The 24,349-nt window shown below is 43.0% G+C and carries 16 protein-coding genes; 6 read left to right on the top strand and 10 right to left on the bottom strand.

What is annotated here, in order from left to right:
- Positions 1–88: 88 nt before the first annotated feature.
- Both lpxA and PG901_RS07865 read left to right on the top strand, forming a co-directional pair.
- The gene (lpxA, locus tag PG901_RS07870) at positions 89–868 is read left to right on the top strand and encodes an acyl-ACP--UDP-N-acetylglucosamine O-acyltransferase (RefSeq protein WP_271134117.1); all 780 of its coding nucleotides are present in this window, start codon (positions 89–91) and stop codon (positions 866–868) included.
- A gap of 380 nt (positions 869–1,248) precedes the next feature.
- Positions 1,249–2,601 (top strand): sodium-dependent transporter, encoded by a 1,353-nt coding sequence (locus PG901_RS07865; protein ID WP_201628053.1) that lies wholly within the window; start codon positions 1,249–1,251, stop codon positions 2,599–2,601.
- 155 nt (positions 2,602–2,756) lie between these two features.
- On the opposite strand, the gene tgt is transcribed toward PG901_RS07865, so the two are convergent.
- A complete protein-coding gene (gene tgt, locus PG901_RS07860; protein ID WP_271134116.1) occupies positions 2,757–3,908 on the bottom strand; it encodes a tRNA guanosine(34) transglycosylase Tgt in 1,152 nt (383 codons plus the stop codon).
- Positions 3,909–4,190: 282 nt separating this feature from the next.
- Here tgt and PG901_RS07855 point away from each other — a divergent pair, with 282 nt between their 5' ends.
- A complete protein-coding gene (locus PG901_RS07855; RefSeq protein ID WP_271134115.1) occupies positions 4,191–4,928 on the top strand; it encodes an SOUL family heme-binding protein in 738 nt (245 codons plus the stop codon).
- Between the two features lie 76 nt (positions 4,929–5,004).
- Here PG901_RS07855 and asd read toward each other — a convergent pair whose 3' ends face one another.
- Positions 5,005–6,138, bottom strand: coding sequence for an aspartate-semialdehyde dehydrogenase (gene asd / locus PG901_RS07850; protein WP_271134114.1), 1,134 nt, complete (start codon positions 6,136–6,138; stop codon positions 5,005–5,007).
- A 511-nt stretch (positions 6,139–6,649) separates the two neighbouring features.
- Here asd and PG901_RS07845 point away from each other — a divergent pair.
- A complete protein-coding gene (locus PG901_RS07845; RefSeq protein WP_271134113.1) occupies positions 6,650–7,783 on the top strand; it encodes an endonuclease/exonuclease/phosphatase family protein in 1,134 nt (377 codons plus the stop codon).
- 573 nt (positions 7,784–8,356) lie between these two features.
- Here the strand turns inward: PG901_RS07845 and PG901_RS07840 are convergent.
- Together PG901_RS07840 and PG901_RS07835 are read right to left on the bottom strand one after the other, a co-directional pair.
- Entirely contained in the window at positions 8,357–9,775 is a 1,419-nt protein-coding gene (locus tag PG901_RS07840; RefSeq protein ID WP_271134112.1) for a peptidylprolyl isomerase, read from the bottom strand.
- Positions 9,776–9,973: 198 nt separating this feature from the next.
- Positions 9,974–13,123 (bottom strand): LPS-assembly protein LptD, encoded by a 3,150-nt coding sequence (locus tag PG901_RS07835; protein ID WP_271134111.1) that lies wholly within the window; start codon positions 13,121–13,123, stop codon positions 9,974–9,976.
- A gap of 447 nt (positions 13,124–13,570) precedes the next feature.
- On the opposite strand from PG901_RS07835, the gene PG901_RS07830 reads away from it, so the two are divergent.
- Positions 13,571–14,680 (top strand): aminoglycoside phosphotransferase family protein, encoded by a 1,110-nt coding sequence (locus PG901_RS07830; RefSeq protein ID WP_442966867.1) that lies wholly within the window; start codon positions 13,571–13,573, stop codon positions 14,678–14,680.
- Positions 14,681–14,786: 106 nt separating this feature from the next.
- On the top strand, positions 14,787–15,515 hold the full coding sequence (gene murU / locus PG901_RS07825; RefSeq protein WP_271134109.1) for an N-acetylmuramate alpha-1-phosphate uridylyltransferase MurU: 729 nt from the start codon (positions 14,787–14,789) through the stop codon (positions 15,513–15,515).
- A gap of 109 nt (positions 15,516–15,624) precedes the next feature.
- Here the strand turns inward: murU and PG901_RS13695 are convergent, their stop codons facing one another.
- The 6 genes from PG901_RS13695 to coq7 form a co-directional block, all read right to left on the bottom strand.
- Complete coding sequence (locus tag PG901_RS13695) at positions 15,625–15,741, bottom strand: DUF2474 domain-containing protein (protein ID WP_372829867.1); 117 nt, start codon at positions 15,739–15,741, stop codon at positions 15,625–15,627.
- A 103-nt stretch (positions 15,742–15,844) separates the two neighbouring features.
- A complete protein-coding gene (gene cydB, locus PG901_RS07820) occupies positions 15,845–16,861 on the bottom strand; it encodes a cytochrome d ubiquinol oxidase subunit II (RefSeq protein WP_271134108.1) in 1,017 nt (338 codons plus the stop codon).
- Positions 16,861–18,366, bottom strand: a complete 1,506-nt coding sequence (locus PG901_RS07815) for a cytochrome ubiquinol oxidase subunit I (RefSeq protein WP_442966866.1) — start codon at positions 18,364–18,366, stop codon at positions 16,861–16,863. The genes cydB and PG901_RS07815 overlap by 1 nt, the downstream gene beginning before the upstream one ends.
- A 627-nt stretch (positions 18,367–18,993) precedes the next feature.
- Positions 18,994–21,558 carry an esterase/lipase family protein gene (locus PG901_RS07810; protein WP_271134107.1) on the bottom strand — a complete coding sequence of 855 codons (2,565 nt, stop codon included), beginning with the start codon at positions 21,556–21,558 and terminating at the stop codon, positions 18,994–18,996.
- Between the two features lie 510 nt (positions 21,559–22,068).
- The gene (locus tag PG901_RS07805; RefSeq protein WP_271134106.1) at positions 22,069–23,250 is read right to left on the bottom strand and encodes a tetratricopeptide repeat protein; all 1,182 of its coding nucleotides are present in this window, start codon (positions 23,248–23,250) and stop codon (positions 22,069–22,071) included.
- Between the two features lie 276 nt (positions 23,251–23,526).
- Entirely contained in the window at positions 23,527–24,165 is a 639-nt protein-coding gene (coq7, locus tag PG901_RS07800) for a 2-polyprenyl-3-methyl-6-methoxy-1,4-benzoquinone monooxygenase (protein ID WP_271134133.1), read from the bottom strand.
- Positions 24,166–24,349: the final 184 nt, after the last annotated feature.

Genomic DNA, 24,349 nt, shown 5'->3' with positions numbered 1-24,349 from the left:
AGAGCTGGTATTAGGGTGATTATTAACGCTAAACTGTCTGTATTTGTTTTACCATTTACTCGCATCAGATGATACAAAGGCCCTCATTATGAGTCAGATCCATCCAACAGCACTCATCTCACCGTCCGCTAAGATTGATGAAACTGCCACCATTGGTCCTTATTGTATTGTCGGTGATGAAGTTTCCATTGGCGCCCATACGGTTTTACACCGTCATGTGGTCGTGGCACGACTGACGCGTATCGGTGCGTATAATCAGTTTTATCAGTTTGCCAGCATCGGTGAAGACCCGCAGGATTTAAAGTACGCTGGTGAGCGTACGTGGCTTGAGATTGGCGATCATAATACCATTCGTGAAGCCTGTAGCTTACACCGTGGTACTGAACAAGATGGCGGCCTAACTAAGATTGGCAATCATAATCTTTTGATGGTCAATACCCATGTCGCCCATGATTGCTTAATTGGCGATCATAATGTGTTGGCCAATAATGTCGGCATTGCAGGCCATGTGACCATTGGTAATCATACGATTATCGGTGGTAATTCCGGTATTCATCAGTTTTGTACCGTTGATGATTATAGCTTGGTGGGTGGCGCAAGTCTTATTCTAAAGGATGTGGCTGCTTTTACCATGGTATCTGGCAATCCTGCAAAAGCACATGGTCTAAATGTCGAAGGTATGCGCCGTAAAGACTGGTCTAAAGAGACGATTGATGTCTTGCGTCAAGCATACCGTACTGTCTATCGTTCAGGCTTAACGACGGCTCAAGCGCTAGAGATATTAAAAGAAGAGCTGTTACCACAAGAACCAAAAATTGCGCTGCTAATCGATTCGCTACAAAAAAGTCGCCGCGGCGTTGTGCGTTAATATCATTTAATTAAATATATAAGCAGTCGCTAGAAGCAATAGCTGAGACCAATATCAAGCAGCCATATATAAAACATATATAAAAAATGCTGCAACTTACGTCTTAGATATAAGCCTGAAACCGGTAAACTCTTGTAAGTTGTTCTTAAAAATATAAAAAGCCATAACTATTAGTTATGGCTTTTTATATTTATCGCTACTTGACTTTTTTGGTTGCTTAGCAGAAACTGAGCGTTTACGATATTGTAAACAATTCTTTCATAATGTTGCTAGACGTGTCACATTGACCCGTTAATTAAATTACCGCATAAAATAGTGGGTGATTTATAATAATCAAGGAAGATTATAAGCAACATTAATTGAGGCATGAGGAAGGCAAAATGGCTATTAATAAACAAGAACATGCTCAGTGGAGCTCAAGTTTTGGCTTCGTACTGGCAGCAGTAGGATCGGCAGTTGGTTTAGGAAATATCTGGAAGTTTCCCTATATGGTTGGGGAGAGCGGTGGTTCAGCTTTTGTTATCGCCTATTTATTTTGTCTTGCCCTTATTGGTTTTCCAATTTTGGTTGCAGAATGGTTGATTGGTCGCCGCGGGCAAAAAAACCCTATCAATACGTTTTCTGATGTCGCGGCAAGCGAAGGCAAATCACGCAGTTGGGGTATTGTCGGTGCGACCGGTATCTTAGGTGGTTTTTTAATTCTATCGTTTTATAGTGTCATCGGTGGTTGGGCGCTTAATTATATTACCAAAGTTGGTTCAGGAAGCTTTGCGGGTCAAGATAGTGACTCTGTCGCTGCAACCTTTGATGCGATGTTGGCGTCAGCGGGCACCTTAACTATTTGGCATACGGTTTTCATGGTCATTACCGCCTTGATTGTTGGTGTGGGTGTGACGAAGGGTATTGAAAACACCGCCAAAGTTCTCATGCCATTATTGGGTGTGATTTTATTCGTTATCGTTGGTTATAACGTCATGAACGGCGGTTTTGGCGAAGCGGTTAATTATCTGTTTGCTCCAGACCTTAGTAAGTTAAATGCCGACGTCATGCTAGCGGCACTTGGACATGCTTTCTTTACGCTGTCTATCGGTATGGGTATTATGGTAGCTTATGGCTCTTATCTGGGTCGTGATGTCAATCTATTAAGCACCGCGCGTACGGTGGTAATTTTAGATACCGTGATTGCCTTGGCTGCTGGTTTGGCCATTTTCCCAATCATCTTTAACAACGGTCTTGATCCTGCTTCAGGCCCTGGTCTTATCTTTGTCAGTCTGCCAATCGCGTTTGGTAGCATGGGTGCTGGTGCCGTCATTGGTACATTGTTCTTCTTATTGATTACCTTTGCCGCCGTGACGTCATCAATCTCGTTACTTGAGCCAACGGTTGAGCTTTTAGAAGAGCGTACGCCAATGAGCCGTACGGTATCGACCATCGTGGCCAGTATTGCAGTTTGGTTACTAGGTATCGCAGCCTTGTTGTCATTTAACTTATGGGCTGACTTTACCATTATGGGTAATGGTATTTTTGATGTGCTAGACAAACTGACCAGTAAATTCATGTTGCCTTTGACCGGTCTTGCGGCGATTATCTTTGTCGGTTGGCAAATGGATCAGCGCAGCATCCAGCAAGAGCTTGGATTGTCGAATTTCACTTGGCAGTTATGGCAAATCGTTGCTAAATTCATTGCGCCTATCGCGGTAATCATCGTTTTTGTAACGACTCTAATGAGCTAATGGATAGACTTTCTCTTACTTATTATAGTATTAGTATTTTAAGTAATAAAAATTCCAGCTAAACAAAAAGGGCTTAAGATTAATCTTAAGCCCTTTTTGTTTGTTAACTAATCTAATCAATAGCCGTTAAGTGTCTCGAATAGTCCTACAAACGCTTAACGTAAATTAAGTTCAGGAACCGTTTGTCCGCGTTTACTATAAAATTCATTCACGAATTCATCAAAGGTATCTTGTTCAATCGCGTCTCTGATACCTTGCATCAAACGTTGGTAGTAACGTAAGTTATGAATGGTCGCCAATTGCGCACCTAGCATCTCTTTACATTTATTAAGATGTGATAAGTAAGCACGGCTAAAGTTTTGACAGGTATAGCAATCGCATTCAGGATCTAATGGACCTTCATCAGTGCGATATTGGCTATTGCGTATACGTACCACGCCTGCGTTTTCAGCGTCGCCTGCGACAAAGTAATGACCATTACGCGCGTTACGGGTCGGCATGACGCAATCGAACATATCGACGCCGCGGCGTACACCTTCAACGAGGTCTTCAGGCTTACCTACACCCATCAGATAGCGTGGCTTGTCAGCTGGCATATCATCTGCAATATAATCTAAAACGTCTATCATCTCTTCTTTTGGCTCGCCAACAGACAAACCACCGATGGCATAACCATCAAAGCCAATCTCAAGCAGACCTTCGAGAGATTGCTTACGTAAATCGGCATACATACTACCTTGGATGATGCCAAATAACGCATTGATATTGCCAAGTTTATTATGCTCATCAACGCAGCGCTGTCCCCAGCGTAGTGATAACTCTAGAGATTTTTTCGCCTCATCATGAGTAGCAGGATAGGGCGTACACTCATCGAACTGCATGACGATATCTGAGTTCAAGCTATATTGAATCTGCATCGATTTTTCTGGCGATAAAAACACTTTCGCACCATCAATGGGCGATTTAAAGTTAACGCCTTCTTCGGTAATTTTACGCATCGCACCCAGACTGAATACTTGGAATCCGCCTGAATCAGTAAGGATAGGTTTATCCCAATGCATAAATTTATGCAGACCACCAAATTTATCAATGATATCCGTACCGGGGCGCAGCCATAAATGAAAAGTATTGCCCAAGATAATATCAGCGCCAATCGCTTCGATATCACGAGGTAACATACCTTTAACGGTACCGTAAGTACCTACAGGCATAAAGGCTGGTGTTTGTACATCGCCATGATTGAGATGAACCGTACCACGGCGCGCACGCGTGATGCCGCTGGCCGTTTTATGTAAGACAAATTGCATAAGTTAACCGCTATTTAAGCTAAGAAAATAGCGCCAATTATAGCATTGTTAGGCATTTTTTTGGACATCGATATTTAAGGTAGCGTCAATTTGAATAGATAGCAAAAGAAGCTATAAAATAGCCTAAGCATATTTAAAGTTAATTTAAAAGATCAATCTTTTTTATTGCCACGCTATAACCAAAAGACACAGACAGTTCTGCCAAGATATTGCTACAGTAAATAAAGAGCTGCTGCAAATTAAATAGTATTGAAGCCTATTTTTGCACGGCGGAGAAATAATATGAGCAAAGCAACCTACCTATCATCGAAACATTCGCTTTTAAATAGAACGTTATTGAATAGAACGCTATTAAGTGGCGTGTTATTAACCAGTACATTATTGCTACCAGGAGCAGCTATGGCAACCGAAGAGCCAAAGTATACGATTTTGTCGCAAACAGAGGAGTTTGAATTGCGTCGTTACGGTGAGCAGTTGGCAGCACAGACTTGGGTATCTGGTGACCAAAATGAGGCCAGTCGTAAAGGGTTTAAGATATTAGCGGACTATATCTTTGGTAATAATACGGCATCAAACGGGGAGAGTAGTAAAATCAGTATGACAGCGCCCGTCGCCATGAAGTTTGAAGAAAAGCAAGCTGACACTAAGAAAAATGGCGCGTCGCAAAAAATCGCTATGACCGCACCTGTGTCTATTAAACAAGAGCACCAGCAACAGACTGATGATAAATGGCGCGTACAATTTACCATGCCAAACCAATACACTATGCAAACGCTACCCAAACCTAACAATCCAAATATCGAAATTGTAGAAGTGCCAGCGCAAACTTATGGTGTTATTAAGTTTTCAGGATTGGCTGGTGCTGAAAAGGTTGCTGCTAAAACTGAGGAGTTGCAATCTTGGATGCAGGCGCAAAAATTAACCATAACAGGTACACCTGAGTTGGCACGTTACAATCCACCTTGGACACTACCGTTTCTGCGCCGCAACGAAGTGATGATTGCTTATCAGTCCAAATGACCCATTAATAACAAAAATGACTCAAAAAAAAGACAGCAAGCGCTGTCTTTTTCTATTTAAGCTTAAGCCAATTAATTTAGCCGTTTTGCTCGCGGATGATATTTAGCATACGGCGTAATGGCTCAGCTGCGCCCCATAACAACTGATCACCGACAGTGAACGCGCCTAGATATTCAGGACCCATATTAAGCTTACGCAGGCGTCCTAATGCGACCGTCAAAGTACCGGTCACTGCTACAGGTGTTAAGCGGTTGATAGTCGCTTCTTTATCGTCTTCGACCACGTCTAACCATTTATTACCGCTGTTTTTCAATGCCGCTTCGATTTCTTCTAGCGGGATGTCTTTTCTAAGTTTAATCGTTAAACCTTGCGCATGACAGCGCATGGCACCCACGCGGACACACATACCGTCGATAGCAATCTTATCTGCTTCAGAATTACCAAGGATTTTATTGGTTTCAACGCCGCCTTTCCACTCTTCACGTGACTGTTTGTTTTCTAACTGCGCGTCGATATAAGGGATCAAGCTACCTGCTAATGGTACGCCAAAGTATTGCTTTGGAAAGTTATCTGAGCGCTGAGTTTGGGCGATTTTTTTATCAATCTCAAGGATGGCGCTGGCAGGATTGGCAAGCTCATCTTTAACGGCATCATGGAGTACGCCCATACCTTCGATAAGCTCGCGCATGTTGTTGGCACCAGAACCACTTGCTGCTTGATAGGTCATGGCGCTGACCCATTCGACCCAGCCTTTATTAAATAACTCACCAATCGCCATGAGCATCAGTGACACGGTGCAGTTACCACCGATAAAGTCTTTTTTGCCATTTGCCAGCGCACTATTAATGACACTGCGGTTGACGGGGTCAAGAATAATGATGCTGTCGTCTTCCATGCGTAAGGTGCTTGCCGCATCAATCCAGTAGCCAGTCCAGCCGCTATCGCGGAGTGGTTGATGAACTTTTGAGGTGTAGTCGCCACCTTGGCAGGTAATAATCACATCACAAGCAGCAAGTGCTGCAATATCATGAGCATCTTTTAGTTGGCTGGTCTTGATACCATCAAAGCTTGGTGCGTCGCCGCCGGCGTTACTGGTTGAAAAAAACACCGGTGTCATACCGTCAAAGTCTTTTTCTTCACGCATACGTTGTATCAATACTGACCCGACCATACCGCGCCAGCCTACCAAGCCTACTGTTAAATTACTCATGAAACTTAATCCTTTTTACAATAAATTGTTGCATCGCCAACCAATAACAATGCCGTGAATAGCCCCAAAAAGCAAGGTTTTTTAGAGAATTTACAGTGTTTTATAGACAGTAAGTATGATGTTCACTATCACGCTGAGTGATAATTATAAATATAATTGCAATAAGGCTTGTCGCTTATTATGCAGCGAACTATTTATGACAGTTATTGTTTAGAAAAATGGCAGTTTATCAAGCGCTTTAGATTGTAATTTTTTATAGTGGCTATAGCGTAATTCATGTTCAATAGTAGGCGTTGGACTTCTGAAATGCTAAAGTAAGCAGCTATTACTCAACTTGATATTAGATTTTTGCTATGCGCAGTTTGGGTAGTGGCGATTTAGGCAGCAACAATTTAGATAACGAGGGTTTAGATAGCAACAAATTGAACTTGGTCACTGTCAGTTAGTGCAAACAGTTAATTAATACAATCATTGGCTTCACCATTCATTTAAGAAACGGTCGATACACATTATGGATTTCTCCCTATTATATTATGGCGCACAGTGGTTAGCGGGGCTAATTGCATTTGTTACCATTTGGGGCTGGCTACCACTTGATAATTGGTGGGTGCGCGGCGTTGAGTTCCCACGTATCCAAATCATGATATTGGGCATCATTGCATGGGTCGGTATGCTGGCATTTGGCGCGGAATGGCAGCTTGGGCAGTGGCTGCTATTTATCGTTTTGAGCATCACTTTGGCCTTTCAGCTGCGTATGGTATTGCCCTATACCAAACTGTGGAAAAAAGAAGTAAAAAATGCCAAGGATAAGCCGGAAGTTCAGGAGTGTCAGTTAAAAATCATGGTCTCAAATGTGTTGACCCCTAATGATGAGACCCAAAAACTGGTTGATTTGGTCAAAGACAAACAGCCTGATATCTTAATAACTTTAGAAACCGATAAAAAATGGGAAACAGCGCTCAATCAAATTGAAGCAGATTATCCTTATACAGTAAAAGTTCCATTAGGCAATCTGTATGGGATGCACCTGTACTCCAAGCTTGAGCTGATAAATCCTGAAGTTAAGTATTTGATGATAGACGACATACCATCTATTCATACGCAGATGCGCTTGCAAGGCGGACAAATCATTTGGCTATACTGCTTACACCCGATGCCACCAAGCCCGACAGAAGCGGATAAATCTACGACCCGTGATGCTGAGCTATTGATGGTTGGAAAACATATCAAAGAGAATAACCAGACCGCTATCTTGGCGGGTGACTTAAATGATGTTGCTTGGTCAAAAACCACCCGTCGTTTTCAGCGTATCTCGGGTTTGTTAGACCCGCGTATCGGGCGCCATTTTATCAATACCTTTCATGTTAAGTACCCATTTTTACGCTGGGCATTAGACCATATTTTCCACAGTGCTTGCTTTACCGTGGTCGATATCAAGCGTATGCCGTCTATTGGCTCTGATCATTTTCCGGTGATGACGACACTACAATATGAGCCAGAGCAGGCGAGTAAACAACAAAGCAATGCGCCTACTGAAAAAGCAGAGGATGTCAAAGAGGCAAAAAATACCATCGAAGCAGGCAAGAAAGAGGGCTGTAAAGTATCAAAAGAGCACGCAGAAGCAGAGGAAAAGAGTGATTGTTAAGATGGTTCAAGTACTTTTATAAAGAGCTCGAATTAAACGATTGCGACGTAAGCAAATGCTTACGCTAAATAAGGTCATTAGCCTCTATGCGTTCTCAATCAATTGGCCTAGAATACAACCATCAACACAAGGATACGCAAGGATGTAGTGTTGAGGTTGTACTAATAAAAGCACAGGTCAGCCCGCTGTCTTATAGAGTACTGTTTGTGACTTAGGATGAGTCAACACGGAAGAGATAATAACAATAATATGAAACGCCATAGCCCTGAACCCATCGCCCTAGGTTCGGGGCTTTTCTTTGTGTGTGATTTTTTATCATTATTTGAAAATATTATAGCGCGCTACTGTTATAAATTTTCCTTCCTCGCTTTTTATGCCTATACCTATACAGAGGCTGCGTAAAATTTATACTCGTAGTACGGTATTTATTTTATGGTGGATTAAGTATGGAATCAAAAAGTAAGCATATTTGAGTTAACACTATTTCTTATTAGATAAAAAAGGGCATATGCATTGGCATATACCCTTTTTTTATAAAGCACTTTAACTCATACCTGATTAACTTAATCCTAACTAACCAAGGACTTGAATGTAGGCGCCGGCACGTAACTCTTGTAGCCAGTCTTCTTTGGCTTGTGGGGCAAGACGCTGATATAGCGCTTGGCGTGCCATATTACGACGATACTCATCGCTGACATCTTGTTGACGCTTACCTTCGACTTTTAAGATATGCCAACCAAATTGCGTTTTGAATGGTGCAGAATAATCGCCGACCGCAGTATTTTTCATCATCGCTTCAAACGGACCAATCATTTGCTCTTCACCAACCCAATCCAAATCGCCACCGCGTCCTGCTGAGCCGGGATCATCTGAATAAGTCGAGGCTAGGCTAGCAAAGTCAGCGCCATTACGTAATTGAGCATAGAGATCATTGATTTTTTGTTCTGCAAGGGCATCCGTTTGCAGCTCATCGACTTTGACTAAGATATGGCGCGTATTCCATTGCGGTACTAGCATGGTATCACTGGATTTTTTATCAGCCAGTTTGATGATATCAATCCCTTCAGGCGTAATTAAAGGTGCACTCACTGCACCGACCTCAAGTTTGGTGATTTCGCTTGCCAGTTCAGTCGGTAAGGCTGCCGCTTTATGAAAGCCCATATCGCCACCTTGCAACTGAATAGGATAACTGCCTTGGCTTGCTGCGATAGCTTCCGTCACATCAACATTTGGTGCTTGCAGGCGTGTACGTAGACGCTGCGCGACTTTTAATGCCTCATTACGTTGGGCCTCTGACAAGCGGCTATAATCATCCATATATGGGATACGCACATGGACAGTTTGATATTCGCTTTGACTTAAACGCTTGGCTTCAGGAGATGCCAAAAATGCATCGATATCTTGTTCACTGATACGTACACGGCTAGAGATTTGGCGTTGTTGCAAGGCTTGGATAGCGGCATCTTCAATCAATTGCGCGCGTAAGGTGGCATAGCTGCCCGGTTTTGCAGCGTCTAAACGTTGCTGCAATGCACCAATGCTATTAAGTCCTTCCGCTTGGGCGATTTGAGCCAAGCGTTGATTGATCGCGGCTTCATCAGGATTTAAGCCAACACGTTTGACCATGGTTAGCTGTAATTCGCGCAAGATAAGAGCGTTTAACACTTCAGACTGTAGCTGTGCTGAATTGGCAATCGGTTCACCAGCCGCTTGAGCACGTGCTTGGGTTTGCGCGATAGCAGCGATTAAATCACTTTTTAAAATAGCATTTTCATTAACCAATGCAATGATGCCGTCTGTACTATTGGCAGGCGTCAAACGGTTCACGCTATTTTGTCCAGCTGCGGCATTTGCTTGTGCTGCTTGGGAGGCTTGTGCTTTTGCAGGCTTCACGGTTGCTGCTTGTGCGCTAAAACTTAGGGCAATAGCGCCAGTCATAGTCATAGAAAGCAATACAGCTCGGCTAGTTTGACCTAAAGAAAAAAATCTCATGATGCTCCTCATCAATGTCATTGCATCGGATGGTAATCGGTTAAGCCTATTGACGATACTTTGAATATTCAAGTAGCGGCTAAGGTTGTCTATAATAAATAGGGTAAAAACAATGTTGTAGAATGTTATATCACAAATAACAGTCTATAAATAATGCCATCAATCATACGTTAATCTAATCGTATAGACGATGCTTTATTAATCCTTCCATGCGCTTTGAACAGGCTCAAATCCTAACACTTTATCAGAAAGCAAGCGCGTTAAACGGCTGCTGCCGCTACCAAGACCGTTAAGTCTGATTTCTGCCATAATTGCTTGCGTTGGTTTGTCTTTGATATTTAAGTCGTTATAGTAACGACGACCATAAACGGCAAAACCAAAACAGCAATCCTCATAATCGACACCAATTAACGAATCAAGCATCTTATCACGATTATAATCATACTGACCTTGCGCCAATACGCGCCAGTTATTATTAATAGGGAACACGGCTGATGCGGTAAATGCTGATAAGGGTAATTGGTCAGTGTTTTCATCACGCATACGCTTCACAAAACCGACGTTAAATAAGCTGTTGTCAGACGGCTGATAACGTAGCTCGGTGGTGATATAGTTTAAATCATAGCTATTGGTAAGGGCGCCACTCATGTCTATCCAGACGTTATTATAAGGCTGAGTACTGGTATCCCATACCATTCCTGAAGATGATGACGTCAGGATAGGTTTATCTTCATCAAGGGTTACACGCCCGTCATCGATATAAAACTGCTCTGCAATGCTACCATCAAAACGTGTCACACCCGTTGCATCGATGTAACGATAATTAATACCGGGGGTAAAGGCATGCAAATCTTGCAAACGGTCATGCCCTAAAAACCAGCTGTCCGAAAAAAGCTGCTCATAGTTAATAGAGGCAACACGGGTATTAAAGTTAGGAATCTCGTTTTGGTCTTTATAGGGTGAGTAGGTGTATTTTAAGCGCGGACTTAATAAGCGATAACCGCCCAAGGTATCGTCAAATGCACCAAAAGGTGAGCCAGCTTGATAAAAGTGCAAACCGGCGTCAATACTGGCCTGTGGTACCAATACTGATTGGCTACCATCGTCTTTATTAAGCTCGTTATCTGCTAAGCTGTCTTCATCATAAGAGGTATACAGATGCTGTAAGCTGAGCTTAGGTTTAATATAGCCCCAAGATCTTTCCATGGGGTAAACGGCGCTGAGTTTATTATAAATCCGCGTGCCACTTTTTTCATTTTCAGAGCCGTCATCGATAGACTTTTTAAAATAAGCGGTGTCACTAACGCCGGTGATATCAAAGCTTTTTGCCCACGGTAAACGATAATCAAGCTTGAGCTGCGGCAAGCGCGAATAAGGCTTATCTTTATCTTGTAATACCTGCCCATTATTGGTGATGGCATCTAGTGTCTGAAAAGTTTCTACCTTTAACTCGCCATTGACATAATCATTATAATAATTAACCCGCGCACGGCGTGGTAGGTTTAAGGTATTGTCTGATAAACCTAAGGTATCAAAGTCATTAAGATAGTCAGCATCAGATACATAACTGTATTTTGCATCACCACTTAAGCGCGGAATGCTTTTAGATGACCAATAATGATCATAAAACAAACTGCTGCGATCTTCGCCGTCATACTCTTTATCATTGGGCAGATATGAGCCATTAAAAATACCTTCGCCATACTCTTCAGTCAAATAACGAAATTCACCTGAGAGCATCGGGTTACGATTGGTATAAACACGGGTATTAAGGGTCGCATCATAGTTCGGCGCTAAATTAAAGTAATAAGGTACATCAACCTCAAGACCACTTTCACTACTGATACTAGCATTGGGCAGTAAAAACCCGCTACTGCGTCGATTGTCTATAGGAAAGTTAAAATAAGGCAAATAGAAGACAGGCACATCAGCGATACGGAAGGTCGTATTATAAGCTTCGCCGCGACCGGTTTCGGTATCTAAGTCGATACTTTTGGCATCAAACTGCCATTTACGGTTGGTGGGCGGGCAAGTGCTGAACATCACCTCATCAAGCTCGTATTGTGTCTCATTAGGTCGGTTTAAGCGTTTGGCATAGCCGTGTGCTTGTAGCTCTACACTAGCAAAGGCCACGTCTTTGGCCGTTGATTGTCCGGTCTCAGTATTATAATTTAAGCTGTCAGCAACCCCAATGAGACCACCTTTTGAAGCTTTATCAGTAAGGCTGGTCTTATTATTTTTGCTTTGAATGTTTCCAGCTTGGGGTGGAAGAGTGGATGGGTTACCATTGGCAGTGGCTTGATCGGTAAACATCACTTTACCTTGCGCTGCTGCCACACCATTGGTCAAGTCTAGAACAATCTTGTCCGCTTCGATATGCTGGGTGCCTTGGTCAACTATGACATTGCCTGATAGCTCGGCATAATCGACATTATCATAGTAACCATAATCCGACTCGGCAAACAGCGGCGCTTGGTTATTCAGAATGCCATTTAGATTGGGTGCTGGCTGACCATTGCTTGCACCTGTTTCATTAACCGCTCGTTGATAATTGGGGTTTTTCTTGGGGTAGACCCATTGACCTTCGCAGCGTTGGGCGCTGTCGATGGTATTTGGTAGCAGTTTTAAGTCGTTGCCTACGGCCGGAATGGTTTGCGCGGTAAACGTATTTTGAATATCGCTTTGATTGTTATCTGCTACATTAGCATTACTACTATTGTTTAACGTTGCAGGGTCAGTTTCAGGCGTTAGTTCATAAAATTCTGCCAAGCGTCTGAGGCTTTCTTGGATACTTTCATCACTGTCGTTAACTTGGCGGCTGTTAACTTTAGTCTCAGCTGTAGTAATATTATTTACTGGCGCAGCGGTATTATTTTGATTGTTGTCATTAGCATTGGCATTATTACTATCACTGCTGTCATTAATTTCTGTGACATCTATACTGGCATTATAATTGTCATTATCTAAAGCATCATCATTGTTAAAGGTAGAATTAGTGGCTACAGAGTTATTTGTCCCTGTATTACTAACATTAGCTGCTGCATTTTCTATTGCTATGTTGTCAGTTAATCCATTGGTATTGTTATAGCCCGTATTTTGCTTGTAATCGCTTTGATAATTGATGTCTTGATTGACGGTATTAATATTATTATTGACATTTTTATTAGCATCAGCTGCAACCTTTGGGGCATAAGCGCTGCTAGCACTATCGACCGCTAACGGCTCAGTGGTCTGCATATCTATCTTCTGTGCATCATTATTAATAGCGGCACTGACGGCCAAGCTTGATAAGCCTAAGGCGCCAAATAAAATCAAACGGATGCTTTGGTAAAGCGGAGAATATAACAAGGGCACACCTATGTATGATTGTAGAGCCTATTGGATTGCGATCATTGAATTACTAGGAGTATTTTAGCGATATTTAACGGCTAATAAACCAATAATTCATACGATAATCTCGAAAATCAGAACGTTTTTCATATAATGACGACTAATCATAGTCAAAAAAAACCAAATCAGCTACACTATTTAGCAAAATTTATAATATAGCTAAATATAACTGGGCGAGCTATTGTTAATAGACTGCTTAGATAGTAGCTTATAGTTATTAGCTTATATAGAGACTAGATCTATACTGAGTAATATAATATGGCTCGATGCATTAATTAACTTGCTTACAGCCGAAATTAATTTGCTTAGAGCCGTTGTTAGGCTAAGCCAAGCGCTCCCTATTTTAACAACTATTTGCCCCACTTATCACTACTTTAGTCATTTACGACTGATATTTAACCTGCGATGCTTTTTATGACCGATAAAACTATGTTAGAACCTAGCGTACCCGCTACTCGCCAGCAGCAATTAGAGCAATGGCTGCAAGAAGTATTTGCCAATCAACCATTCATTCTTGATAGTTTGCCCGGTGACGCCAGCGCACGCCAATATCACCGTATCCAGCTACTTGACAATAATGAGGCAGAAACGGCGCGCTATATTGTCATGGATTCTGCTGATGAACAAGAGGCGTTGCAGCAGTTTATTAATGTGGCAAAACTGATGTCACCGGCAATCAATGTCCCGACGCTGGTTGCCCAAGATATAGAAAAAGGCTTTTTGGTATTACAAGACTTTGGGGCGGTAGAGTTTGCGCATCTATTAGTAGATGCGCCGCCTGTGCAGATTAATGATTATTATCAATTGGCGATGCGTACCTTAGTTGCGCTACAAACAGTGCCAGTAGCCACCGCAAAAGCTGAACACCAATTGCCAGATTATGATACGGCACTTTTAACCCGTGAGATGGATTTGTTTAGCGAATGGTTTATCCCTTATATTGGCGTGGAGCTTGAAGAGACGCTATGGGAAAATCTTAAAGCTACTCTGATAGCTGAGATTTTGGCACAGCCGCAGGTGATAGTGCATCGTGATTATCACAGTCGCAACCTTATGCAAGACCAAGCAGATCATACGCGCTTAGGCGTTATTGATTTCCAAGATGCGGTAGTAGGCTCGTATACCTATGATTTGGTATCGTTAGTACGAGATGCCTATGTAGAATGGCCGGAGAGTCAAATCACAAGTTGGGTGCAGGATTGTTGGCAATTACAAAAGCAGGCAGGGCTTGTGACCGCTGAGAATGCGGCTCAGTTTGAAAACGATGTGAATGTCATGGGCGTACAACGGCATTTAAAAGTGTTGGGTATTTTTATCCGTTTATTTGAACGTGATGGCAAAAGTCGTTATTTGGCCGATATTCCAAAAGTCATGCGTGACCTGATTTTTGAGCTAGAATGGCTGGCAGAATACGGCAATTCCGATATGAAGCAAGCAGTTAACTCATTTAACGAATGGTTGCGAGAGGTTATCTTGCCTGCTTATCAAAGTAAATTTGTACAACAATATATCTAAATAGCATTAATAAAGTAAAAATGGTTAAAACATCAACCGCCTTTATAGTGCTTAAAAGTCAATAATTAACAATAGGCAGCAAAACAGCCAACAACAAGGAGCGCGTATGTCGGTAATAACGCAAGCAATGATTTTGGCGGCTGGCAAGGGTACGCGCCTGCGTCCGCTAACACTTGAAACGCCAAAGCCTTTGGTTGAAGTCGGCGGGCAACCACTGATTGTCTGGCATATTAAAGCGCTACAAGCTGCTGGCATTACCGATATCACTATCAATGCGTCATGGCTTGCGGACAGGCTGATGCAGGCATTGGGTGATGGAGCCGAATATGGCGTCAAGCTGCATTGGTCGGTTGAAGACGATGAGCCGCTTGAGACGGCTGGCGGGATTTTTAACGCGCTACAAACAGGCAAGCTGCAAGATGCGCCCTTTATCTTAGTCAACTCTGATGTTTGGACGACCTATGATTTTGCTCAGTTGCAGGACTATACGCTGGGGCCTGACCAATTGGCACATTTATTATTGATTGACAATCCTGAGCATAATAATGGCGGTGATTTCGCTATTAATAATGGACTGGCAAGCGAGCAGCCGATTGCTGATGCTGACAAATATACTTTTGCGGGTATCAGCGTGCTATCAGCTAGACTGGTTGATGGGCTGGTCTCAGGGCAGCCAGCGCCACTTGCGCCACTGCTAAAGCAAGCAATGCTAAAGTTTCAAATTACCGCTGAAGTAATTAAAGACAATTGGATAGATGTTGGTACGCCTGAACGCCTAACGCAAGTGAACGAATTTATCGAAACTCACGGCGTCGATAATCATCGCGGCGCATAAATTGTTTTACGACAGTTAAAATTTAAGCAAATAAAAAAGCAGCGCTGAATATTATAATATTCAGCGCTGCTTTTTTATGGATATAGGAATGTAGGTAAAAGGATAAGTTTTATACGCCCATTGCCAGTTTAATTAACTGTGCAATCGTAAAGATAACCAAAAACCCTGCCACATATAAGCCAATAAACCACGCCCATTGTGACTGTTTTTTACTGAGCTTTTTCATAACTATTTCTCCGTAATCTCCCATAACGTATTCTTAAGCTCATTGAGCTAAGCACAGCTATTATCCATTATGTGCAATAGATAATAGCCAAGGCTATTCTGCTTTAATACATATGCTCATGGTCGGTTTTGCCCTTAAATGTATAATAAGCAAAAGCGGTGTAGCTCAAAATGATTGGCAGCATAATACCGGCACCGATGAGCATAAAGGATAGCGAAGTATCGGCAGCAGCAGCTTCATAGATGGTCATCTGATACGGTACGATATACGGGAATATGGCAAAACAAACCCCGATATAGCCCATCAAAAATAGTGCGACAGTCAATAAGAACGGACGATATTCACGTTCGCTGGTCAAATCTTTACGCATCAAGAAAAATAACAGCACAACGATAATTGGCATCGGAGCAAGATACAGCAGACCTGGGAAACTAAACCAGCCTTCAAGCGCATCAATCCCTGAGAAATACATAAATACCGTTACCGCAATCATCGCCACGATTAAAGCCGAAAGCAGCCAGCCTGAGACTCTACGTGCCCATACTTGTAGGGTATGTTCGGTTTTAATAATTAACCACGTAGAACCCAATAAAGCATAGCCAATTAACAAGGCAAAGCCACACATAATTGAGAAAGGTGAGAACCAATCAAAAGGACCACCGGTATATAAACGATTACTGGCTTCTAAACCTTGTACCAATGCCCCAAGCATAATACCTTGGGCAAAAGTTGCCACGACAGAGCCGATAAAGAAGAAACTATCCCACACATAGCGGTGCGAGGTGGCTTTAAAGCGGAACTCAAACGCCACACCGCGCATAATCAAACCAAATAACATAAAGATGACGGGCAAATAAAGACCGGTCATAATAATGCCATAAGCGACAGGGAAGGCGGCGAATAAACCACCTCCGCCGAGCACTAGCCACGTCTCATTGCCATCCCAAAAAGGGGCGATAGAGTTCATCATGCGGCTGCGGTTTTTATCGGATCCCGCAAATGGGAACAGAATACCGCAGCCCAAGTCAAAGCCATCAAGCAAGACATAAATAAACACAGATAGAGCAATTAAGCCGCCCCAAATTAAGGGTAAATCTAATACATCACCATAGTTAAACATTAGCGTAACCCTCCATCATCGACATCGTCAGCAGGTTTATCCAAGTCGCCTTCACGCCCTTTGGTTTTATCAGCCGCCTGCTTATCACCGCTCAAGGTACGACCTTGGCCTTCAGTGACAGAATGCTCATAGAACTGATCTTCTGACGGATCTTCGTACGGTTTTGGTCCTTGGGCAATCAGACGTAGGATATAAAAACTGCCCGCCCCAAAGACAAAGACATATAGCACGATAAAGCCAATCAAGGTTGTCGCAACTTGCTGCGCCGCAACCGGTGACATACTCTCAGCGGTACGAATGACGCCATATACTGTCCATGGCTGACGACCTGTTTCGGTCACAAACCAGCCAGCAAGTAGCGCGATAAAACCAAGTGGTGTCATCATCATCCATGCCCGGTGAAATAGCTTACTCTCAGGGTTGAACTGTTGTTTTTTAAAGTACTTATAAAGACTAAACAGACCGACGAGCAACATCAACATGCCGATAGCAACCATGATACGGAATGACCAAAAAACAATAGGAACGTAAGGTCGATCTTCTGGTGCCCAGTTTTTAAGTCCTTTAACTTCACCGTCTAATGAGTGGGTTAAAATTAAACCTGAGGCATAGGGGATTTTAATTTCGTAATGGTTTTTTTCCGCTTTTTGATCTGGGATGCCAAATAAGACAAGAGGCGCACCGCGCTCATTTTCCCACAGACCTTCCATCGCCGCTACTTTAGCTGGCTGATGTTCTAAAGTGTTTAGACCATGCATATCACCAATCAGTACCTGTGCTGGTGCGACAAATATCGCCATAATCATCGCCATGCCTAGCATGACGCGACCGTGTTTTCGATGTTCAGCATGTTTTTTGGACTGTAGATAATAAGCACCAATACCACCAATCACAAAGGCGGTGGTCAAAAATGCCGCCGTCATCATATGCGCATAGCGGTAAGGGAATGATGGGTTAAAGATAATCTCAAGCCAATTGGTTGGATATAGCAGCCCATCAGCGCCCATCAAAAAGCCTTGCGGCGTTTGCATGAAGCTGTTGGCGGCCAAAATCCAAAATCCTGATATCATCGTACCGATGGCGACGATGGCGGTTGAGGCAAGGTGCATACGCTTACTTACCCGTCCCCAACCAAATAGCATAATACCTAAGAAAGACGCTTCTAAGAAAAACGCTGTCAATACTTCATAGGCGAGTAGCGGACCTAGGATATTACCGGCTCTGTCTGAAAACACCGCCCAGTTGGTACCGAACTGATAGGACATTACCACGCCCGAAACCACACCCATACCGAATACCACGGCAAATATTTTTACCCAGTGTTTATACACTTCGGCATAAATAGGCTCACCGGTTTTCAGCCAACGATACTCAAGCACCGTCAGCCAGCTGGCAAGTCCGATAGAAAAAGCGGGGAAAACAATATGCCATGAGATAACGAAGGCAAATTGGATACGCGCCAGCATCAACGCATCAAGTTGATCAATCATAAATGTAGCAAACATAAACGGTTACCCTTATCTGTTAGCTGAATAGCGCTGGCTTCCATGATACGCTCAAGTAACTGTCCGTAACCGTCCATCAATCAGGGCGTTCATTATTACGGGCAATGGCTAAGTATTATTTAGCGGCAAATGTGGTTAAGACAAAACCTTTGGCTAACATAGCGTCAATAACGGCTATGCTTTAGCAACTATTAGTCAGTCATTTAAGCAGTAATCGCTGCTATACCTTCATAACTACTAGTTTATAATTACTAAATAGTTACTATTTAGCTAAAGTAAATAATTCATATCCTTACAAATTATTAAATATTCATCAAATGACGGTATTGCTGATATTTGGTACTTAAGTATTATGCGCCCGCCCATTCGTACACGCAAGTTGCACAATATGGTTATCGCACACCTATTAGTCATAAAGTATTTACAATGTTAGTCAAATAGATTCTAAATAACAGCCATTGTTTAAATATTGTTATCAATATATACATAACAGTAATATGAAAATACATGTTTTAACAATAGGCTTTTACCTTTTTAGGAGTAATAAAAATTTGAGGGTGTGTACTATTAGCTAGGTGTACGCGCCTAGCTAATAGTAAAACCATATTCATGCCCTAATACTTTGTTTTATTGCTGTAATTGTTGATGCAAAATACGGCGTAAGGTCAAAATGGTTTGTGGGTTTTCTTGAATGCTATGACCACCATTAATCACCGTCTCCGACGCTGCACCATCAAGATGCGCACTGGTATAGGGCACTATACCGTCTGATAAGCGCTCTGTTAATGCTTGTCCAATCTCACCATCAACCGTCACTGCCGCAATGAGCGGTTTGCTTGGTAATTTATCTGCATCAGATGCTAACTCATTGGTGGTATCGGAATCGATAGTTTTGCTTAAACTGTCGTCATCCTCTGCTATCTCATGCGATAAATCAAGCTTGGCGCCGGTGGGTTGCATTTCTGCCAAGCCTTTGGTGATATCCGCATCGTTATTAGCGATGATTGAATGATAGGTGATGCGCTTATTGATACTAATGTCTTTGGTTAATTGAATAAAAGAAGATTTGTCGCTTAATTGACTGGCACCATTTTGTAGATATAGCGCACCGAGCGGGTTTTGTGCCAAGTCGCCTTGAATGGCAAGCGTTGCTAAGTTATCAGTGACTGTTTTTACCAAACCGACGGGCAAATAAACAATGCGGCGTAGCGCACGGGTAAACCAACGGTCGGCATAATCGGTACCGCGAAAAGGCGACGATAAAAATACTGCTGTATCGACTTGCGGTAAGGCTTTTAGCTCAAAACGCTCTCGTAGCTGCTGTTGGCCAAATGATTCTTTCAGCGCGTCACGTATTTTGCGCTTCTCATTCATTGACAGGACATTTTGGTCGTCTAGTCTGTCCAAGTCATCGACCAAGTTCTCATCAGAGAGCATCATACGGGCAATGATACCGCCCATACTATGGCTAATAATGACGCTATTTTTGCTAGCAATATTTTGCCCTTTAGGGTCTGTTTGCTCATAAGTTGCATTGATGAGCTTTTGAATTTGGTAACGATTTTCTAGTATAGGCAAGTTGGTTGGATAAAAAATTTGCCAAACTTGATAATTATTACGCAATTTATCGTCATTGAAAATATCGTTGGTCAAATTGACCCACGTTGCTGGGCTTGATGCCAAACCATGTAGCATAATGATGACACGCTTGTCAGGGTCATAAGGCTCTAACATAAAGAGCTTTGGTAAGCTGGCTTCTTTTTGGCGGGTAATAAGGTTTAAATAACCGACGCCATCGAGCTGATTTTCTGCCAGCCATAAGCCGTACCCTGCCGAAAAGTTGGCGGCAAGCGGATAGTCGTCACCCAAGATATTGGCGCTCTCGCTGCGGTACGGGTTATATAAATGAATATCGAGCTGCTTGCTGCTCAGGGTATCGAGCACACTATCACCAGCAGGCTTAATCAAACCGGTCATCAGTAAATGCCCGGTTGGATAAATGCGTGTGCTGGCATCATCGCTGTTTACACTTGCCTTTGCTAAGTTGTCCTTGACTAAATCATCCTCTGTGCTCTCAGCTGCATTTTGATTACTGACTTTTTGAGGGCTAGCTTCTTGATTGAGCCTGCCTGACAACGAGGACACCAATAGTTGGCGAATGGTGGTGGTATAGCGATCATCTAGTGAGGCGACCAAGCTGATACCCAAACCTGGGCGTTTACTAATGGAGTTCAATCCGGATAGGCGCAGCTCGTAGGTAGAGACCAAATCCGCTAAGGCAGAGGTTTGTTGATTGGCATTTTTTAGATAGTTATTTTCATTGGGCAAATAGACATTGAGATTATAGTCGTCTATTTGCATTTTCATGACTTTGATTTGATCGGTTGGCTGACCAGTTACGGCGGTACGATTGGCAATCGCGGCTTGCTCGCTGTTATGACGGCTACTTGCTGTGGTTGGTAAATATTCTGTTTTGGTATTGCCCATCATTTTATTGCTGCCGTCAGCCGACTGATAGAGCTGGGTGATGACATCGTTACTGGCGGCGTTATAAATATCTTGGGTTTGGATATCCACATCGCTTGGGATACGGCTTTTCGCCTGCGACCGAGCGATCTCTTTATCCGCGCCTTCAAAGTCATGTTCTAAGCTGTCATAAAATAAATAGGTATAACTGGATTTGATGGCATCAAAAAGCCTGCCTTGATAACCAACCAAGCAGCTATCGGTTCTTTTTTGCTGTGCCTTGGCATCATCATCGCTTAAAGGGGCGTTGGCATAGTAAGGGTCAAGTGGTGGGCGGGCAAGGGCATTGCGGCAGTCTTTGGATGCTGCAAGCTGGCGTGCTTTGGCATAATGCAATTCGGCAAATACCGCCAATGCGGGACGATAGTGCTCATTGAGCATGCTGTCCGTAAGCTGCGTTAAGCACAGATCAAACTGCTGCATACAAGCTTGCTCGTTAAGCCCTGCTGACAATAAAGCCGAGGCCGTATCGCTACTGAGTTTTTTATCGGTGACGATGTTGCCGCGCTGAGCAGAAATGGTCTTGGCCGACGCCTGTTTATTGACAGAAACAGTACTACAAGCGGGCAATATTGCCATTGCTGCAACTACCGCCAATAGAGCAATAGGTTTTTTATTTTTAGAGGTTGGCGTCAGTGCCGCATTGGCAGGGTCAGCGAAAATCATAGGTAATTCCAGTGAATAATAGTCAGGAATGCATCATGAATAAATGACAAATCACTCATTCATATATCAGCATGAGTGTAGCGTAACTTTTGTGCTGCGCCTATCGTATTTGATGGCTTATATTCAAATATCGCAAAATACCGTTGGTTTTTAATGCAGCATTGTGGGGCTCAAATAAAAGCGCTTGGAATTTAATATTTAACTAAGTGTTTGAAAAAAATAGCATAGGTTAAAACATAAAAATTGTCAGTTCGGTGCAAGGCGCGTGCTTAGCGAATAAATAAATCCGTAAATAATTTAGGAATAATTAGCTTAGCGTTACGCGTATTAGACGAAAAAAAGCGTCTTTATTTTATACTGCCATCATAGCAATATAAAACAAAGACGCTAGAGTTACGCGCTCAAATTATTGATAACGAGGATTTAAGCGCGATTTTTAGTAATGAATGTTACTTTGCTTGATATGTAAACTATCAATACTTAAACAACCAATACTTAGATAACTTTTTATTAAGTACTTGGTTTGATATTAACGTCTGGTGCAGGGATATCCCAAATATAGAACTTACCATCTTCGATAAGTTTGATTTGTTGGCGAATCACCGCATTGTCAGGCACTTGTTGTGCTAAACGGCGCAAGCGCTCTAAGGCTTTATCGCGGCGATCACTTAATACGTCAGATTGCGCCAAGCTTTGCTCGGCTTCGGTATAGCCTAGGCTGACCGCTTGATCAAGATATTTTTGACCTTCTTTAAAGCCGCCGCCTTCTGAGAGCATCATGCCATAGATGAAATTGGCTTCACCACTATTAGGTTTCAGTTTAATCGCACGGTCGACATATTGCCCACCGCGCACTGTGTACTCTGAGCCTAAGTCTAAGTTGCGTCCCATGCCATTGAGCTTGGCTGCACGAATCAAGACGTCATAGGAAGCATTTGGCGCTTTGGCATAAGGCTCAATCCATTCGGTCATGACTTTGATTTTTTCACGGGCGTTATGACGCTGGGTGCGGTTAGGGAAGTTTGGCGGATAATGGCGCGCATTTGGTGACACCTCTTTAATAAAGTCATCGAGTAAGCTGACGTCCAACTTATCAGTACCAAGTCCTTGCTGCTGCGGTATTAGCACGGTCGGCACAAAGCTAATATCTGAGATATTGACTTGCGGTGCTGGGATATTTGGCAGCTGTCCGCTACGTAAATCGATACCCGTTGCAGTCATTGGTCCACGCTCATAAACACGTGTGGTGCCTGTCAGTTCAGGGGCGTTTGGTGCTGGTACGGCTGGTGGCTGAGCCATGTTAGTTGTATTTAAAGGCGCACGGTTTGGTTGGGCGTTAGCCTGTTGAACATTGCTTTGTTGGGCATTGTTGCCTTGAGTAAACGTTGGTTGCGCCACGTTATTTGGTTGAATGCTATTTTGCTGAACGTTGTTTTGTGGAATCTCAGTATTCATTTGCGCGTCAGTTTGAGCTGTACTGACAGCAGTATTCGGCTTGGCTAAGCGAATCACACGTTTAGTAGAATCGATTGCGCTAGGTACTGCGGTACTAGTAGAGGCCGCTGCTGCGGTATCAGCTTCTGCTGCATGGACAGGGGCAGATAGCATCATGGCACAGGCAGCGGCTAATGCAGTTAAAGTCGCAAACTTCGGCGCTTTGTGAGAGGTGGTAGGGTGGTTAATCGCTTTCATAAAAATAGTTACCTTATTTATTTAATAATAAATTTGTTTAATAATCATTTTGTTTGCTGAATCGTTAGTTATCAATCCATCCATTGATTAGTGGTTATGTCTTAGCATTCCGTAAAATCGTACAAATTTTTCATACCCTAGCAAATTAATCTGAGTTCTGACAGTAGTAGGATTGTTAAAAATGAATAATAACCCGTTATCGCTAGCTGTTATAGCAAAGACTTATCCTAATATAATAGTGGCTATATGCTAGTGCTTATTATAGAGGATAAACGGTTATAGATGATAAGCGGTGGCTTTCATGCGATTGGCCATCCAGCGCATAGTATGACGTACCGGTGGCGACAATGCCGCGCCGCCATTGGCCAGTGCCAGCTCGCGATGATGCAATTCCTCAATGTCCATTTGCGCCAGTATTTCTCTTGAGCGTTTATCTTGTGGTGGTAATTGCCCAATATGGTCTTGCAAATGCTCGCTGACTTGCGCTTCAGTTTCTGCGACAAAGCCCAAACTAAACTCATTGGAGATAGCACCTGCTACCGCGCCAAGCCCGAAAGACATGCCATACCATAAGGGCGTAAAAATACTAGGGTGGCTGCCAAGCTCATCCAAACGGGTCTCGCACCATACCAGATGATCGACTTCTTCTTCAGCCGACTGTTGCATCGCTTGCTTGACGTTATCGTCTTTTGCCGCAAACGCTTGCCCGTGATATAGCCCTTGAGCGCATACTTCGCCAGTATGGTTGATACGCATCAAGCCTGCGACATGACGCGCCTCAGTAATACTGAGCTCAGGAATCTCATCACTACTCACGGGCAGGGGGCGGGTGCTAGGATTTGAATGCGGTACGACCGCTCGCAATGCCTTGTCTACCCCAAGTAACAGCTGATCAATTTTTGATAAGGGACGCAGGGCCATGGTTCACTCCTGATGGCTGTGTTTATTATAAATATATTTACGATTAACAGGTTTTAGCTATCTACATTTTTCTTACGACAGCACTTTTATGTGCATAGCAAGCACTGTTTGTAAGCTGCCTGATTTACTGATAAGCCTTACTATAGCAAACAACTATAACAAACAATATAGAATGTCG

The sequence above is a fragment of the Psychrobacter sp. ANT_H3 genome (assembly GCF_027919975.1).
In the GTDB taxonomy this organism is placed as follows: Bacteria; Pseudomonadota; Gammaproteobacteria; order Pseudomonadales; family Moraxellaceae; genus Psychrobacter; species Psychrobacter maritimus.
The sequence above is the reverse complement of the archived record's forward strand: the minus strand, read 5'-3'. Positions and strand labels throughout refer to the sequence as shown.

Bases quoted from the DNA above. Each gene is read 5' to 3' on its own strand.
- lpxA (WP_271134117.1), top strand. From the start codon at position 89: ATGAGTCAGATCCATCCAACAGCACTCATCTCACCGTCCGCTAAGATT.
- PG901_RS13695 (WP_372829867.1), bottom strand. From the start codon at position 15,741: ATGAAAAAGCTCAGTAAAAAACAGTCACAATGGGCGTGGTTTATTGGC.
- cydB (WP_271134108.1), bottom strand. From the start codon at position 16,861: ATGTTTAACTATGGTGATGTATTAGATTTACCCTTAATTTGGGGCGGC.
- PG901_RS07805 (WP_271134106.1), bottom strand. From the start codon at position 23,250: ATGAAAGCGATTAACCACCCTACCACCTCTCACAAAGCGCCGAAGTTT.
- PG901_RS07845 (WP_271134113.1), top strand. From the start codon at position 6,650: ATGGATTTCTCCCTATTATATTATGGCGCACAGTGGTTAGCGGGGCTA.
- PG901_RS07840 (WP_271134112.1), bottom strand. From the start codon at position 9,775: ATGAGATTTTTTTCTTTAGGTCAAACTAGCCGAGCTGTATTGCTTTCT.
- PG901_RS07865 (WP_201628053.1), top strand. From the start codon at position 1,249: ATGGCTATTAATAAACAAGAACATGCTCAGTGGAGCTCAAGTTTTGGC.
- asd (WP_271134114.1), bottom strand. From the start codon at position 6,138: ATGAGTAATTTAACAGTAGGCTTGGTAGGCTGGCGCGGTATGGTCGGG.
- murU (WP_271134109.1), top strand. From the start codon at position 14,787: ATGTCGGTAATAACGCAAGCAATGATTTTGGCGGCTGGCAAGGGTACG.
- PG901_RS07810 (WP_271134107.1), bottom strand. From the start codon at position 21,558: ATGATTTTCGCTGACCCTGCCAATGCGGCACTGACGCCAACCTCTAAA.
- PG901_RS07855 (WP_271134115.1), top strand. From the start codon at position 4,191: ATGAGCAAAGCAACCTACCTATCATCGAAACATTCGCTTTTAAATAGA.
- PG901_RS07815 (WP_442966866.1), bottom strand. From the start codon at position 18,366: ATGTTTGCTACATTTATGATTGATCAACTTGATGCGTTGATGCTGGCG.
- PG901_RS07830 (WP_442966867.1), top strand. From the start codon at position 13,571: ATGCTTTTTATGACCGATAAAACTATGTTAGAACCTAGCGTACCCGCT.
- tgt (WP_271134116.1), bottom strand. From the start codon at position 3,908: ATGCAATTTGTCTTACATAAAACGGCCAGCGGCATCACGCGTGCGCGC.